This window comes from Sinorhizobium terangae, from assembly GCF_029714365.1.
In the GTDB taxonomy this organism is placed as follows: domain Bacteria; phylum Pseudomonadota; class Alphaproteobacteria; order Rhizobiales; family Rhizobiaceae; genus Sinorhizobium; species Sinorhizobium terangae.
The window spans coordinates 1,669,807-1,685,222 of the sequence record NZ_CP121660.1; the positions used below are offsets into that span (position 1 = coordinate 1,669,807).

10 protein-coding genes and 1 pseudogene are annotated in these 15,416 nt (G+C 60.6%); 6 read left to right on the forward strand and 5 right to left on the reverse strand.

All coding sequences use genetic code 11. The annotated features are described in order from the left end of the window. The first annotated feature begins 1 nt into the window (after position 1). Together QA637_RS26510 and QA637_RS26515 are read left to right on the forward strand one after the other, a co-directional pair. On the forward strand, positions 2–643 hold the full coding sequence (locus tag QA637_RS26510; RefSeq protein ID WP_283065726.1) for an alpha/beta hydrolase family protein: 642 nt from the start codon (positions 2–4) through the stop codon (positions 641–643). A gap of 4 nt (positions 644–647) precedes the next feature. Further along, on the forward strand, positions 648–1,421 hold the full coding sequence (locus tag QA637_RS26515; RefSeq protein ID WP_283065727.1) for an exodeoxyribonuclease III: 774 nt from the start codon (positions 648–650) through the stop codon (positions 1,419–1,421). A gap of 83 nt (positions 1,422–1,504) precedes the next feature. Here QA637_RS26515 and QA637_RS26520 read toward each other — a convergent pair whose 3' ends face one another. Continuing rightward, complete coding sequence (locus tag QA637_RS26520) at positions 1,505–2,710, reverse strand: MFS transporter (RefSeq protein ID WP_283065729.1); 1,206 nt, start codon at positions 2,708–2,710, stop codon at positions 1,505–1,507. Between the two features lie 73 nt (positions 2,711–2,783). On the opposite strand from QA637_RS26520, the gene QA637_RS26525 reads away from it, so the two are divergent. From QA637_RS26525 to QA637_RS26535, 3 genes are all read left to right on the forward strand, one after another. Then, positions 2,784–3,770 (forward strand): AraC family transcriptional regulator, encoded by a 987-nt coding sequence (locus QA637_RS26525; protein ID WP_153437126.1) that lies wholly within the window; start codon positions 2,784–2,786, stop codon positions 3,768–3,770. A gap of 317 nt (positions 3,771–4,087) precedes the next feature. Beyond that, entirely contained in the window at positions 4,088–4,975 is an 888-nt protein-coding gene (locus QA637_RS26530) for an NAD(P)-dependent oxidoreductase (RefSeq protein WP_283065731.1), read from the forward strand. A 484-nt stretch (positions 4,976–5,459) separates the two neighbouring features. Then, positions 5,460–6,701: a tetratricopeptide repeat protein gene (locus QA637_RS26535; RefSeq protein WP_153437128.1), complete on the forward strand. Its 1,242-nt coding sequence runs from the start codon at positions 5,460–5,462 to the stop codon at positions 6,699–6,701. 304 nt (positions 6,702–7,005) lie between these two features. Here QA637_RS26535 and QA637_RS26540 read toward each other — a convergent pair whose 3' ends face one another. From QA637_RS26540 to QA637_RS26555, 4 genes and pseudogenes are all read right to left on the reverse strand, one after another. Continuing rightward, complete coding sequence (locus tag QA637_RS26540) at positions 7,006–9,198, reverse strand: putative bifunctional diguanylate cyclase/phosphodiesterase (RefSeq protein WP_283065733.1); 2,193 nt, start codon at positions 9,196–9,198, stop codon at positions 7,006–7,008. A gap of 299 nt (positions 9,199–9,497) precedes the next feature. After that, positions 9,498–10,034 (reverse strand): annotated as a pseudogene (locus QA637_RS26545) (cyclic nucleotide-binding domain-containing protein). A gap of 104 nt (positions 10,035–10,138) precedes the next feature. After that, positions 10,139–12,136, reverse strand: a complete 1,998-nt coding sequence (locus QA637_RS26550) for a glycosyltransferase family 2 protein (protein ID WP_184108496.1) — start codon at positions 12,134–12,136, stop codon at positions 10,139–10,141. Next, positions 12,118–13,350, reverse strand: a complete 1,233-nt coding sequence (locus tag QA637_RS26555; RefSeq protein ID WP_153437131.1) for an HlyD family secretion protein — start codon at positions 13,348–13,350, stop codon at positions 12,118–12,120. Before QA637_RS26555 ends, QA637_RS26550 begins: the two co-directional genes overlap by 19 nt. Before the next feature lie 330 nt (positions 13,351–13,680). On the opposite strand from QA637_RS26555, the gene QA637_RS26560 reads away from it, so the two are divergent. Continuing rightward, on the forward strand, positions 13,681–15,369 hold the full coding sequence (locus QA637_RS26560) for a putative bifunctional diguanylate cyclase/phosphodiesterase (RefSeq protein WP_283065736.1): 1,689 nt from the start codon (positions 13,681–13,683) through the stop codon (positions 15,367–15,369). The last annotated feature ends 47 nt before the right edge of the window (positions 15,370–15,416 follow it).

Sequence of the window (15,416 nt, forward strand, 5' to 3'; positions counted from 1 at the left end):
GATGGGCGAAAAATTCCTGTTCGACGGACCGGAGGACGCCGCCGTCACCATCCTGCTGGCGCACGGCGCAGGCGCACCGATGGACTCGGCCTCGATGAGCGCGACCGCCAAAGCTCTTGCCGAGGCCGGCTTTCGCGTCGCCCGTTTTGAGTTCGGTTACATGGCGGCGCGTCGGACTTCGGAAGGCCGCAAGCCGCCACCCAGGGCAGAGACGCTGAAGCCGGAATACGAGGCCGCCGTCGCGGCGCTCGGCGCGACCGGCCCGCTCGTCATCGGCGGCAAGTCGATGGGAGGGCGGGTCGCCAGCATGATTGCCGACGGCCTTCACTCGGGCGGTAAAATCGCCGGGCTGCTCTGTCTCGGCTATCCGTTTCATCCGCCGGCCAAACCGGAGCAGCTTCGCACGAAGCATCTCGCAGACTTGAAAACGCCGACATTGATCTGCCAGGGAACACGCGACGAGTTCGGCACCCGCGACGACGTCGCCGGCTACGCCCTCTCCGATGCGATCGAAATCCTGTGGCTCGAGGACGGCGACCACGACCTCAAACCGCGCAAGAGCGTGTCGGGCTTTTCGGCTGCCGATCATCTGAAGACGGTGGCCGAAACCGTTCGCGCCTGGACTGGCCGGCTGGTGCGCTGAGCACATGAAGATCGCGACCTTCAACATCAATGGCGTCAACCGGCGGCTTGAGAACCTGCTCGCCTGGCTCACCACGGCCGAACCCGATGTCGTCTGCCTGCAGGAACTCAAGGCCACGGACGGCCAATTCCCCAAGGCAGCAATCGAGGCGGCCGGCTATGGTGCGGTGTGGCGCGGACAGGCCGCCTGGAACGGCGTCGCGATCCTCGCGCGCGATTGCGAGCCGATCCTGACCCGGGCGGAGTTGCCCGGTGACCCGTCCGATACGCAGAGCCGATACATCGAAGCGGCCGTGAACGGCATTCTCATCACCTCGCTCTACGCCCCCAACGGCAATCCGCAGCCCGGACCGAAATTCGACTACAAACTGGCCTGGCATGAACGCCTGAGGCTGCATGCTGCCGAACTGCTGGCGACCGGTCTGCCGGTGGTGCTTGCTGGCGACTACAACGTGGTGCCCGAGCCGCGCGACATCTACCCGACCCGCTCCTACGACGAGAACGCGCTCGTACAACCCGAAAGCCGCGCCGCCTTCCGGCACCTACTCGACCAGGGCTGGCTCGACGCGCTCCGCAATATTTATCCGGAAGAACGGCTTTTCACGTTCTGGGACTACCGCCGCAACCGCTGGCAGCGCGACGCGGGCCTGCGTCTCGACCACGTTCTCTTGAGCCGGAAGCTCACACGCCGGCTCGCAGGTGCCGGCATCGACCGGGACGTGCGCGGCGTCGACGGCGCGAGCGACCACGCACCGGTGTGGATTACGTTGCGAGATTAATAGACCTCCTCCCCGTCCGAGGTCCACAAGGGGGGAGAAGGTGGCGGTAGCGGGATGCGGACCTTGCGCCCATCTCCCGAAGGCTAAAACCCGACGCGCCGCCGCGAGGCCATGACATAGAGCGCGCTTGAAAGTGTCGCGACAGCGCAATAGGTGATGGCGCCGAGCGGACCGAAGCCGTCCACGAAGAGACCGCCCAGGATGGCACCGCTGGCGATCCCGACCTGGAACGTGGCGACGATCAAGCCGCCGGTGCTTTCCGCATGGTCTGGCGCTGCGCGCACCATCCAGGTCTGCACGGCGACGGGCAACGCGCCGAAGGCGAAGCCCCAGAGGGTTACCGCAACGGCAGAAATCAGATCAATCGAACCGAGAGTCACAAGAGTCAGTGCCATCGCCGCGATGAGCAGGGTGCCAAGGGTCACAGCCGCGGTAATGCTCCGTTCGATAATGAAGCCGCCGGCGAGGTTGCCGAAAAAGCCGCCGATGCCGTAAGCAAGCAGGATCATCGATATCGCCTCGATGCCGAAGACAGGCACCCTCTCCAAGAAAGGACGAACGTAGGTGAAGCCAGCGAAGTGACCCGATACGAAGAGCATAACCGTGATGATACCGATGCGGATGCTCGGCTTGCGCATGAGGTCGAACAGAAGCCTGAGGCTCGGCACGGATTGCGGTGGCAGGCGCGGTATGCTCGCCATCTGGACGAGGAGCGTCACGAGACCGACCGCTGCGGCCATCAGGAAGGCGGCACGCCAGCCCCAGAGATCACCGATATAGGCACCGACGGGCGCTGCACAGACGGTCGCGACGGAGACGCCGGTGAAGACGATCGACATGGCGCGCGGCACGAGAGCCATCGGCACGAGACGCAGCGCGATCGCCGCCATCATCGACCAGAAGCCGCCGAGCCCGATGCCGAGGACGATCCGGGCGGCAAGGAGCATGGCGAGATTGGTGGCGAAGGCCGCGATCAGGCTGGAGGCGATCAGGGCCAGGGTGAATCCCCAAAGCACCAGCCGGCGATCGAGGCGGCGCGTGATAATCGCTATCGTCAAGCCCGCGACCGCGCCGACGACGGCGGTCGCGGTGACCGCCTGGCCCGCTGTACCTGTGCTGATGCCGAGATCGGCCGCCATCGGCGTTAGGATGCTGACCGGAAGGAACTCTGCGGTGACGAGGCCGAACACGCCGAGTGCAAGCGAGGCCACGCCAGCCCAGGCCGGATCGCTTCGTTCGTCGTTTTCCGGCATCAGTCCGGCATCCAGTGTTGTCGCTGTTTCTGTCATGAGAGCGTCTCCGTTGTGTGTTTCGGTTAGATAAGTCGTGACGCCCTGGACGTTCCATGCTAGAAATTCCGCAATGCTTGATCATTCGTCCAAAAATGACGCCTCCGCCTCCGAGGATTTCCTGACCGAGCTCTTGCGCGGACTGCGCCTCGACGGGGTTGATTACGTGCGTTGCGAATTGACCGCGCCCTGGGGCATCTCATTTCCGGCGCAGGAGACGGCGCGGTTCCATTTCATCTGCGGGGACTGCTGGTTGCGCGTTCCCGAAGGCGACTGGATCGAGTTGAAACGCGGTGATGCCGTGCTCTTGCCGCGCGGCGGCGAGCACGCATTGGCAAGTTCGCCGGACGAGAGATTGTCGCCGCTCACGGCCTATTCGGCCCAGGAGGTATGCGATTGCGTCTACAACGTCTGCAGTGGCGGGCGTGGTGCAACCACCATCCTTTTCTGCGGAACCCTGCGGTTCAACGTCGACGTGATGCACCCTCTCTTGCGGATGATGCCGGACGTGATGCGCATCGACGCGCTGACCGCCAGCGAACCGGCGATCCCGCATCTGCTTGACGCCATGGCGCGCGAGGTCGGCGCGAGCCGCGTCGGGTCGGGCGGCGTGCTGGCGCGGCTTGCCGACGTGCTGGCTGCACTGATCATCCGCTCTTGGGTGGAACACGGCTGCGGCAATACGAGCGGCTGGGTGGCCGCAGTCCGCCATCCGGCCATTGGCCGGGTGATCGCGGCCATGCATCTCGATCCGGAAAAGAACTGGACGGTCGATTCCCTCGCGAGACTCATGGGCGCTTCCCGCTCCGGCTTCGCACAACAGTTCGCCGCCGTCGTCGGCGAGACGCCGGCGCGCTATCTGGCGCAGGTGCGCATGCATCAGGCGCGCCAATGGCTAACCCGTGACCGTATGCGTATCTCCGTCGTGGCGAGGCGCCTGGGCTACGACTCCGAAGCCTCCTTCAGCCGCGCCTTCAAACGCGTCATCGGCGCACCCCCAAGCCACTATCGTGGCGTCGAGGCGTCGGATGCGCCGGCATTCGGCACGGCCGACGGGTGATCCCAACCCCTTCCTTCCGCTGCATGCGAACGTGGGAAGCAGGAGCGGGCTCCTGCCTCCCTTCCAACTTGAGACGTCAACGAGCGACCCTGGAAGGTTGCGTTGCAAATTCTCGGGCGTCACTGCACAATTATTGTCCCATGGGATGCGCTTCGGCCGCCGCAGGTCGATCATTTAGCCTCACGCCGGCAGTTTGTCGGTGCTGGTACACGTGCAGCCGTGATTAGAAATCGCGACAATCGACGGTGTCATTTGGCGATGTGCGTCCAATCGTGCAGGATAACGAGGCCGGACAAAGCAAGGCACGGAGGCGACCAATGGCGAAAGTGAATGTGGGTTTCATCGGGCTCGGGCTGATGGGTCAGGGCATGGCGACGAACATCGTCAGAAAGGGCTGGCCACTTGCGGTGATGGCGCATCGCAACCGGGCGCCGGTCGAAGCGCTCCTCGCCGAGGGCGCGACGGAAGTCAAAACGCCGCGCGAAATGGCCGAACGATGCGACATCATCGTTCTCTGCGTCACCGGCTCGCCGGAGGTACTGTCGGTCGTCGAGGGTGCGGACGGCATCGCGGCCGCGGGCAAGCCGCTCACGATCATCGACTGCTCTACCTCCGATCCCTCCGTCACCCTGAAGCTCGCCGAGGATCTGGCCGAAAAAGGGACCACGCTCCTCGACGCGCCGCTCAGCCGCACGCCGGCCGATGCCGCCGCCGGCACGCTCGATGTCATGATCGGCGGCGCTGACGACGATGTGCGGCGTGTCTGGCCGGTGCTCGAATGCTTCGCCGGACGCATCGTCCACACCGGCCCGACCGGCACCGGCCACACCATGAAGCTCCTCAACAACTTTTTGGCGATGGGCTACGCCGCGCTCTATTCCGAGGCCTTGATGCTCGGACGGAAGGCAGGTCTCACCCGTGAAGTCTTCGACAGCGTCATCCGCGGCGGGCGGATGGATTGCCCGTTCTACCAGACATTCTTCCGCTGGGTACTGGAGCGCGACCCGAATGCGCACAAATTCGCCATCCGCAACGCCTTCAAGGACATGAGCTATCTCGCGGCCTTCGCCAACACGTCCGGCGCCGCCAACCCGATCGGCGCCGCCGTCCGCAATTCCTTCGCCCAAGCCGTCGGCGCTGGTCGCGGCGAAGACTATGTGCCGATGCTGTCCGATTTCATCGCGAAGGCGAACGGGATCAAGTAGTCACACAGCGAACCGAGGAGTTGCGTCGTGAACTATGCCCACCGCCTAGCGTACCGTGCTCCGTGGACCTAACCCTTCATCCTATTCGTTGCTCCAACCCTTTAACATTAGAAGTCGCTCGCCTTGACCGGATTAGAACCAGGACAGGTCGGCCCCATGAGCCAGGCGGCAGGGTCCACCCCGGGATGGAAGGAGCGCATCGCAGCAGCATTCGAGGTCGAATTCAAGAAGTGGTTGGTCGCGGAATTTCCCGTATCGCCTGCGCCATGTGGGAAGGCGAGAAAACCGCACGTTGTTTTCCGCTCGCGTTCCGCGCTCCAGCCTGATAAAATCAATCGTGAGGCGCACTGGAACCGGGCGCTCCGCTCTATACTGTATAGATACATTGATGGCCGTTAGGCCCCAGATTCTTATTTTAGCTTTATTATATTGGATCAACATTTTTATTGGTCGGTATTGCGAATACCGCCTCAGAGAGGCGAAGATGATAATAGATGTCATTGGATATTCTAGAGAATTTGAGAACATTCGGGAAAATTGGAACAGGGTATATCTTTCGGATCCAGAATCGCATCCTTTACTCTCCTGGACCTGGCTGAACGAATACTTGTCACGCCAAGAACGATGGTTCATTCTGGCCTTGCGGCAGGAGCAGACTGACCATCGCTATGAGGCTTTTCTGCCGCTGGAGGTCACGACTCTCCAGGATGGTGACACGGGGCTTTTCTCAGACCAGCTTCTGATGATCGGCAATCGCGACGGCGGCGCGAGTGGCTTCCTCTGCATGCCCGGCCTGGAGAACGAGGCGGCAGACGCCTTCGTCGGCTTTCTCATGAGCGAGAGTTGGACGAGCATGCGGTTCGAGCTTCGCGAGCCCTCTTCCGCCAGGCTCGAACAATTGCTGCAGGCGTTTCCCGGTGGGCCGCTTGCCCGAATCTCCGAGGATCGAGCGGGAGGCGAGCTGGGCAAGGATCCGGTTCACAGCGTGCTTATCAGAACCCGGACGGGCCGAAACCTGCATGACAGGCTGAACCGCCGCAGCGTCGGCTTCGTGTTCGAGAGGGCAATGGCGCTGCATGTCGAGGGCACGCTCGACGCGGCGGAAGCGGGATATCGTCAAGTGATCCGCACCGTCCCCGGCCATGTGCAAGCCCGCTACGCACTTGCGCAGCTTTGCAGCGACAGGGGCGACCACGCCGAGGCGGAATATCTCTATCGCTGGCTGTTATCGGCGCTTCCCGACGCCGACGAAATCCTTCATCGGCTTGGCGACACGCAGATGGAGCAGGGCTTCTATCGCGAGGCAAGCAAAACCTTCGAGAAACTCGTTGGGCGGTACCCCCATCGGGGCATCATGCGCTATAAGCTCGCAGTCACGCTTCTGGCCGCCGGCCGCAGGGATGCCGCCAGCGCAACCTTTCTCAGTTTCGACGGGATCGCGTCCGACGACTCGGACCACATTCGCTGCAAGCTGAAGGCACGCGAGGTCCTGCGCCGCCTGGAACCCGTCTGCGGCATCGAGCAGCAACCGGAGGTGCACCAGCAGCCGATTTCCGTGTCGACCTGCCCGCTGTTCGGCTACTCGGATCCGGTCCCCGTGCCTTCGGCGCGCGTACAGACATTTGCGCCGTGGTTGCTCGAGCCTTCTCTTCCCAGCGGCGCCTGGGTGCACCTGCACGCCCGATCGTGCGAGCACCACTGCAAGAGCTCGAGGCTGAAGCATTGATGCTTGTCGCCAACAGCAAGCTTGCGGCTGATGCGCTCCGCGGTCTTCGATGGACTGCGAGATCGTCGAGCAGCGCCAGATGGTCCATCGACGACCGTTTCGCGCCGCCATAGCTCACGCCGAGTATCCTGTGCTCGCGGGGCTCCGAAACGCCTGGACGGAAAGTGCCGTCCATATCCCGGCGGTCGACCGTTGAAAAGTATGCCAGGCAAGCGCCATCAGCCGCCGGTATTTTTGGCAGCAAGTGCCACGACGCGGTGCGACTCAGGCAGCTTCTTACCGGGTTTGGATAGTCTTTTCTGCTTTAGGAAGAGGTTCTTTGAACTCTCTCTGTGCCAAGAAGGTCGCGAAGCGAATTCTTCGGCATCGGCTTTGCCAAATGGAAACCCTGCAATTCGTCGCAGCCAAGATTGCGCAGGATCTCGCTCTGCTCCTCGGTCTCCACGCCCTCAGCCGTCGTGCGCAGGCCCTTCGCATGCGCGACGCCAACGATGGACTGCACGATCGCCACGCCACCATCGGGCTGGTCAAATGCTTGGACGAAAGAGCGATCTATCTTTATCCGATCGACCTCCAGGCGCTGCAATCGGCCAAATGAAGAGAAGCCCGTTCCGAAATCGTCAAGTGCGAACTTCACGCCGAACTCGCGCAGTGCCGTGATGTTTTTTTCGCAGATGCCGGCTTCGTCGAGGAGAGCAGTTTCGGTGATCTCAAGCTCCAGTCTCGACGGCTCAATCCCGAACTGCCGCAGCAGCGAGAAAACTTGAGCAGCGTAATGTCGCTGTCCAAGCTCGACCGCGGAGACATTCACTGCAATATCGAGGTCGGGAAACTCACGCGCGGTGGAACAGGCTTCCTTCAGTACGAAAGCGCCGAGCCGATCGATAAGGCCCGAAGTCTCCGCAAGCGGAACGAAGACTTCCGGCGCTATTGCGCCTTTGTTCGGGTGCCGCCAGCGAATGAGAGCTTCAAGCGAGCTTATCTCTTGGGACGCAGCGGAATAGACCGGTTGGTAGAAGACTTCGAGCTGATTGCCAGCTTCCAGCGCCGCTCGCAAATCTTGTTCCAGATCCCGCCTTGTCCTGATCAGTTCGTCCATGTGGGGGCCAAAGATTGCGTATCGGTTCCGCCCGGATGTTTTGGCGTGATAAAGCGCGATATCGGCCTTGCGCGTGATCTCTACTGGATCGGCAGCATTCCCTTTCGCAACCGCCACACCAATCGAGAGCCCGATGAGAACGGGCTGTCCGTCTATCTCGAAAGGTCTACGGATCGCAGCGATCAGAGAGTCGCAGAGATTCTCCACCTCGTCCTGGCGCGAGTGCTCGACCACGATGGTAAATTCATCGCCACCAATCCTGGAAATAACTGCAGCAGCGGGGGCGGTTTCCCTCAGTCGTTTCGCGACTTCGATCATCAGCCGATCGCCGACGGGATGGCCGAGCGTATCATTCACTTGCTTAAAGCGGTCGAGGTCGAGATACAGAAGTGCATTTGTCTGGTCGGCTGCCGAAGCGGCGACCACACCCGCCAGCAACTGATTGAAAGACGCGCGGTTCGCGAGGCCGGTCAACGGATCGTGAAGCGCCAGGTGGTTGAGCTCAGCCTGACTTTGCTGCAGGCGTCTCGACCGCTTCCGCAGTATCATGCTCAGCACGCCCGTGAGTGCGAAAAGACAGAATGCGGCGACCAGAAGGACCGGTGCCGTGGCTTTCGCCACGTCGGCACCGGGTCTGAACGGCAGCCAGGAGAAATATCCGATCGTTTCACCAGACGACGACACGATCGGCGCATAGGATCGCTCCTGGCCAAGGTTTGGCACAACAGAAAAGCGCACATCTTCAAAAACATATTCCTCACCCAGACGGGTAAGGAAATCGCCATCAAGGAAACGGACGGCTACGTGAAGAAACTCCCCGCCGGGCTCCTGCACGATATTGCCGCTGTCCGACACTATCGGCTTCACGCTGACTATCGCCGGCCGGCCGCCGAGACGAACCAAATCGCTCTCCCCGATCGACAGCACCTGTTCGCTTATTCCTGCCTCGTCGCCTGCTGCGAGCCTCTTCTGCAACTTGGCAATGAGCGGCATTGCCTCGGGTGCTATGTTCTTGAAAGCGTTCTGCTCGTCGGCCTCTCCGACGAGGAACGCGTATAACGGCCTACGATCCGGGCTGATCACGAATGCGCCGTCATGTCGGAAATAGCTGTGCATCCAGCTACCGAGGTTGGAGTCGATCCACTCACGATCCCATTCCTTCGATACTTTCCTGACCGCATCATCCCAGACGGTGACACTCTCCTGATCGTGGGCGATGCTGTATTGCATCTTGGAAATGACAAGCTCGATGAGCTGCTGCTGGCGTTCGACTGCGACAGCGTCGGACTGCTGAGTTGACCAACGGACGGCCAAATATACGCCACCCATCAGAGTCATCGCGACTAACAAAGGCAGCATCGACTTGAAAACCGCGATGTTGCCAACCGAGAATCTCATTGGCGCTCCTCCCAGGACGCTTTCTTATTGATTGGCTCAATGCTTTCCAAGCGCCGTAAGCTCCTGCATGGGTCTAAATTTTGACGCATGAACTGGTCGGGAGCTGGCGCGGAGTTCCTGTTGCGGGTTGCCGGGAGTGCGAGCGGCTACGATCGAGCGCAGGGTCGACCCAGCGTGGAGAGCTTACGTGAGGGGCCGAGCGGCCGCTATCGCGGTAGTCTACGGCTTTCGGAATAACATGGCATGGGCACTTTGCGGCAGAGCGACCCATCGAGGTCAAGAGCAGCCATCTGTTTGCCTTAGCTACAGAGCAAACGAAGCGCATCCGCTCTCACGATGTCGACGGTCCTTGCATCTCTTAGCGCTATGACACTTTTGTCTTTTCAGTTTGGACACGACGCGCGATGCCGTCTCGATTGTGAGCCCGAGATAATCGGCAATCTGAGCTCCCCAATGCCTCCCTGCCGGTCTGATAGATCCAATAGGAAGGCCGCGATGCGTTCCATTGCACATTGCCTGCCAACGACCAGAAGGTGCTCTTGAGCGCGTGCCATGCCGGTCAAGGCAAGGGCGAGAAGTTCTCCTGAATGCTCCTGCATCAGACGCCGGCCGAAAGCTGCCAATCTTGATTCGGTGATCGCTTCAGCAAAGAAGCGGTGCTTGGTGCCCGCTTCAAAGCCGAACATTTCCCCTGCAATGTGAAAGGATACGACCTGTCGCCGCCCGTCCGAGAGCAGGCGGTAAACACGCACGGCTCCAGTGACGACCTGATGGCATTTTTCAGCGGCATCGCCGTGACCATAGATCTCTCGACCGGCCGTCCTTTGTGCGTTCATTTGAACGCGCGGCGCTCTAGAACATCAAATGCCTGCGCGTCTTCACTTCCGGCTAGGTCCGCCACGGGTGCCAGTTGCATTTTCACACTCTACCTTGCCAAAGACTACGAGGCAGTGCGTGTGCGCCCAAAAGCGCGCAGCAACAGGTTTACAGAAACCGCGACCCTGTCGATGTCGGGAATGTCCCGGGAATACCGCCCGGTATAGAGCTTGATGATCATCTTGTCGCGCTCGAACCCGTGTAGATCGAAATGGAGATGGAGGTAATAACGCCGCTCGTCGCCAGAGCGCGTGATGTCCCCTCGCCTCTGGGTCACTTGCTTAAGATCGGTCTCAAGCGGCGCGAAGCCTTCAAGATTGAGCATGACGCGAGTCGACTTGAGCCTGGTCTCGGCAGGAACCGCGACTACCGCCTTGTCGAGCGACAGACTGACCAGGCGCCCTGCTACGCCCTCAACTGCAACCGCCTCGTCGAGTTTGAAGGCCTGAAGGAGGCGCCGCGGCTTCTCGAAACAGATCAGCGAGGCGATGACGAGCACGACGATGTTGATCCCGGACCAGAAAGCCGCGATCGTCGAAAAGGTGCCGCGCGTGTGCGCGGTTTCCGGAACGATGTTGATCAGGAGGCCGAGTGCGGTCACGACGATGAAGCCCGCGATCCAGGTGAACGTATAAGCGTCGAAAGCGCTCTCCTCGTTGCCGCTGCCTTTGGGGGTCACCTTGAAGGGCTTGCCGAACGGCCGCGCAAGGCTTGAAAGAACCGTTGGCAGCATGCGGAAGGTGGCAAAAGTGCCGACCGCGGTGGAGACGAGCGGCAGGTAGCGGGTTGGTGTGATCCACAACATCAGCAGGAAATAGGCGGCCAGCACTGGTACCTGATTGGAAACATAGTCAGTGACGTTCGTAAAATAGAGCGGCAGGGCGCCGAACCAGAGGTAGACGATTGGCACCACGAGTACGCTAAAGCGCACCAGATATTGCACAAGCCAGGACATCGGCAGAAACATGATCCGCTGGAAGAGCGATAGTCCAGGCCCGCGCACCGGGCCATTATGCAGGTAGAGCGTCTGAATGCCGCCTTGGCACCAGCGTTCGCGTTGAACGAAATAGCCGGCCAGGTTCTCGGCCGCCAGGCCCATTGACAGCCGCTCGTTGAGGTAGCGGGTCTTGTAACCCTTGTTCAGCATCGAAAGCGTCGTTAGCAGGTCCTCAGTAATCGACTCGGTCGGGAAGCCTCCAATCGCATCAATCGCCTTGCGACGAGCGATAGAACAGGAGCCGCAGCAGAAACTCACATCCCAACCATCGCGGCTTGGCGCGATCTCATCGAAGAACAGGCGCTGTTCGTCCGGCCAAACGCTCTCCAGGCCAAGGTTGGACTGCACCGGATCGACGTTGAAGAAATGCTGCGGTGTCTGCACGATACCGATCGTCTCGTCCGAGAAGAACGGCAATGTCCGTCTGAGAAAGTTGCGATAGGGCACGAAATCCGCGTCGAACACAGCGATGAAATCGCCGGAACTGACACGCAAGCCGTTGTTCATGTTGCCGGCTTTGGCATGGGCATTGTCGTTTCGCGTCACATGGATCGCGCCGCGCCCTTCGCAGAAGGTCCGGAGCCAAGCACGGCGACCGTCGTCGAGCACATAGACGGTGAGCTTGTCCTTTGGATAGTCGAGCGCCAGCGCCCCGACGATCGTCCTTTCCAGGACGTCCAGAGGCTCGTTGTAGGTTGGTATGAAAACGTCGACAGTCGGTAGGTCGCTTTCACTTCGCGCGAAGAACACGCGTTCGAGTTGGTTCGCCTCGATGCTGCGATCGACATAACGGCTCATCAGGATGAGGAACAGCACCACTTCCGAAAAGGCGAGGACTTCGATGATGAACACAAACCAGACCCAGTAGAAGTTGGCGCCATCATTGGGATAGGGAAGAACGGTCTCAAAAAAACGCCAGGCCAGATACCGCAGGGCAACCATAGCAACGAAGACACAGGTGATCGCCCGCGCCCACGTCCGGTGGCGCGACCAGTTGGACGGCCCGATGAGAAAGAAGGCGATGACCAGGAAGGTCGGAGCGAGCGTTAGAAGAGACTGAACCACAGGCCTTTGATCCATTGCGTGATCCGGAGGTTGTGTTTGGCGATGCGCACCTGCACTGTCCGTCCCACCTGGCAGAAATTGGCGAAGTCCGTATTAAGAGCCGAAGGCTCTAGCATGATGCGGATCCGGGCGTTGCGCTCCTCAGTTTCCGGCTCGTTGGCGGCAAGAGAGTCCTTTTCTATGACAGCCGACGAGCCCTTGAGCGCTTGCACCTGTCCCTTGAAGACTTCGCCGCGTCCCAAGAGTCGAACCTCCGCCTCGCGGCCGGGATAGATCTCGTCGTAATCGACTTCGGGAACGAGAATGTCGACGAACAGCTCGCGACAATCGAGAACGCGCAACATCTCATTGTTCAGCACGACGTTGGAGCCGCCGACAACACTCCTTGCCCAGATCACGCCATCGAAAGGAGACGGGACAGTCGCCGATTCGAGGCTGCGAACACGCTTCTCCTCTTCGATCATTTGCTGTTCGGTCTGGTTTGCCCGCGTCCTATTCTCGGCAATGCGGGTATTGAGATCATTGATGCGAACAATCACCTCGTCCTGGCGCTGGCGGGAGTAAGGCACATCGTTCTGGCCGTCCACGACGACGAATATGCCCTGGCGCACAGCGTCGAGGCGTTGCTGCAGCAATTCCACCGTCAGATTGCTGATCTCGAGCTCGCCGCCGGTGGCGGCTCCGGCGGCCTCGGCCGCCTCAACCATCTTACGGGTGAAGATTCCTTTCGACTCCAGCTCTTGCCGGCGGTCGAGATCGACCTTTGCCACCACATCCTGGGCGCGCGATACCTCGACACGCTTCCGCAGAATCCGCAGCTCCCGTTCCAGGCTGGAAATAGTGGCGCTCTGGAAGACCGAGAGCCGTTCGGCAAGCTGGTCGCGCAGCCTCACAAGCTCGTCGCGCTCGCGCTCCAGCGCCGTGGCGCGATCGAGGGCGGTTCGGTATTCGGCGCGCAGCGACGCCAGAACGGTCCGGTTGACGCGTTCATTGCGAATTGTGGCGAGAGTTTCGCCCTCCGCCACCGGCGTTCCGATCCGGGGCGGCGCCCCAGTGATCTCGCCGTCAATCGGCGCATTTAGGGTTGCGAAGCGCGCGTTGACGGTCCCATCCAGGCTGGTAAGGCCGGTTAATCCAGGCAACAACACGGCGGCAGCGAGTATCAGGAGTAGAATGCCAACTGTAATGCGCGTGATGCGATTGTTTAGGATCATCTGGACCGCCCTTGCCTGCTGCCTGGCAGCGTAGACGGGGAAAATGCTACCGTGTTATTGACACAACCACGCACCGCGATTCTGCCAATGCTCAGCGGATACTCGCCTCCTCGCTCTACGCCTCAGCGGCTTATCTTTTCATCGGCGCGTGATAGCGAAACAACCCTTAAAATTGAGTGTTTCAATAGCAAATCTGTGAAAAGCGCAGTTGATTCGCTAGCCGGGCGGCATTGACCACGACATCTTCCTCGATAAGGTGAATGAGCGATTGCTTTGAAAGCGAACTCTCGATCGACGGCTCGATTAGCAACGGGTAACGGAGAGCAAAAAATGCCCGACGCGGATGCGACGATGTCTGCTTCATCTTCCGCTGAGAGCTACGATCTCGCCAAGGCTGAGGAGCTCGTTTCTTTGTACGACGAGAGCTTCCATCTCGTCGACTGTTCGGCAGAACACAGGAAAGCATATGCCGTCGACTCGCTTGTCGAGACCACGCTCTGGCACATCTATCCTGAGCTACTGGCGTCCGGCCCGCGCTCCGCCGTCGAATTCGTCGTTGCAAGCGGACTGCCGCGAACCGTCGAGATAGCCGATGCGGCGTCCGGAAATCGTCGCACACTCATCATCTTCCGCAGTGCTCACGGTATCGGGATCTTTGAAGCGGAAAGAAGCTACCACCAGACATCCAGTCAAAGAGAGAGCGATCGAGCACTCCTGTTGCACCAGGCAACTCACGATGTCTTGACCGGACTGCCAAACCGCCGACGGTTCAGCGATCAGTTGCGAGCCGCCCTGCCCGTACCGAGCGGCGCCAAGCTGGCGCTCATGCAGATCGATCTCGACGACTTCAAACCGATCAATGATACGCTCGGCCACGGCGCCGGCGACACCGTTCTCAAAATGGCGGCGGAACGGATCCGGGGCGTGCTCAAGGAGCGTGAGCTCGCCTATCGGCTGGCCGGCGATGAATTCGCCGTCATCCAGTGGAGGCTCGACCAGCCCAAAGAGGCGGAGCGTCTCGCCGAGGCCATCGTCAACGCCTTCAAGGAGCCCTTCACCGTCGACGGCATCAGCCTGTTTGTCGGCGCGAGCGTCGGTATTGCCATCGCCCCGGCGGACGGAAACGAAATCGAACAGCTGATGAAAGCGGCCGACATCGCGCTCTATGCCGCAAAGAAGGATGGGCGGGGCCGGGCAAGGACATTCACCCGTTCGATGCTGATCGTGCTGGAGCAGCGCGAGATGCTGCGTCGCAGCCTGCGCACCGCCCTTCAGGAGGGGCAGTTCTTCATCGAATACCAGCCCTTCGTGAAACCCCGCTCGTCGGTCGTTGGCTTCGAAGCGCTGTTGCGGTGGCGCCATCCGCTGATCGGCATCATCCCTCCGAGCGTGTTCATTCCCATGGCGGAGGCGGACGGTCTCATGAGCGAGATCGGCCAGTGGATGCTGGAACAGGCCTGCCGGGCCGCCATGACCTGGCCCTCTTACTTCACCGTCGCGGTCAACCTGTCGCCGGCGGAATTCTTGCATGAGGGTCTCACCGATCGCGTCGCGCTGGTCCTCGATCTGACCGGGATCCGCGCCGACCGCCTCGAACTGGAAGTCACCGAATCGGTGCTGCTCGAACGCACCATCAACAATCTCGACACCCTCAACACCTTGAATTTGCTTGGCGTTCAGATTTCCCTCGATGATTTCGGCACCTATTATTCCTCGCTCAGTTATCTCAAGAACTTCCCGTTCGATACGATCAAGATCGACCAGTATTTCATCAAGGATCTTGAGCATGACGAGAAGAGCCAGACGATCGTCAGGTCAATAATCGCGCTCTCGCACGGCCTTGGCATGGACGTCACCGCCGAGGGTGTGGAGACGGAAGGACAGGCCGCCTGGCTTCAGAAGGAGGGCTGCGACCGACTGCAGGGCTACTTCTTGGGCTTCCCGATCCCTGCCGAAGCAATCGGCGAATTCTTGCGCAAGTCGGCGGCCCTGCCCATGGTGGGGGCTCTCAGGACCTGACGAGGCTCGAAGTGGCCAGAGAGTCTGGTCATCGCAGCCGGTCGGAT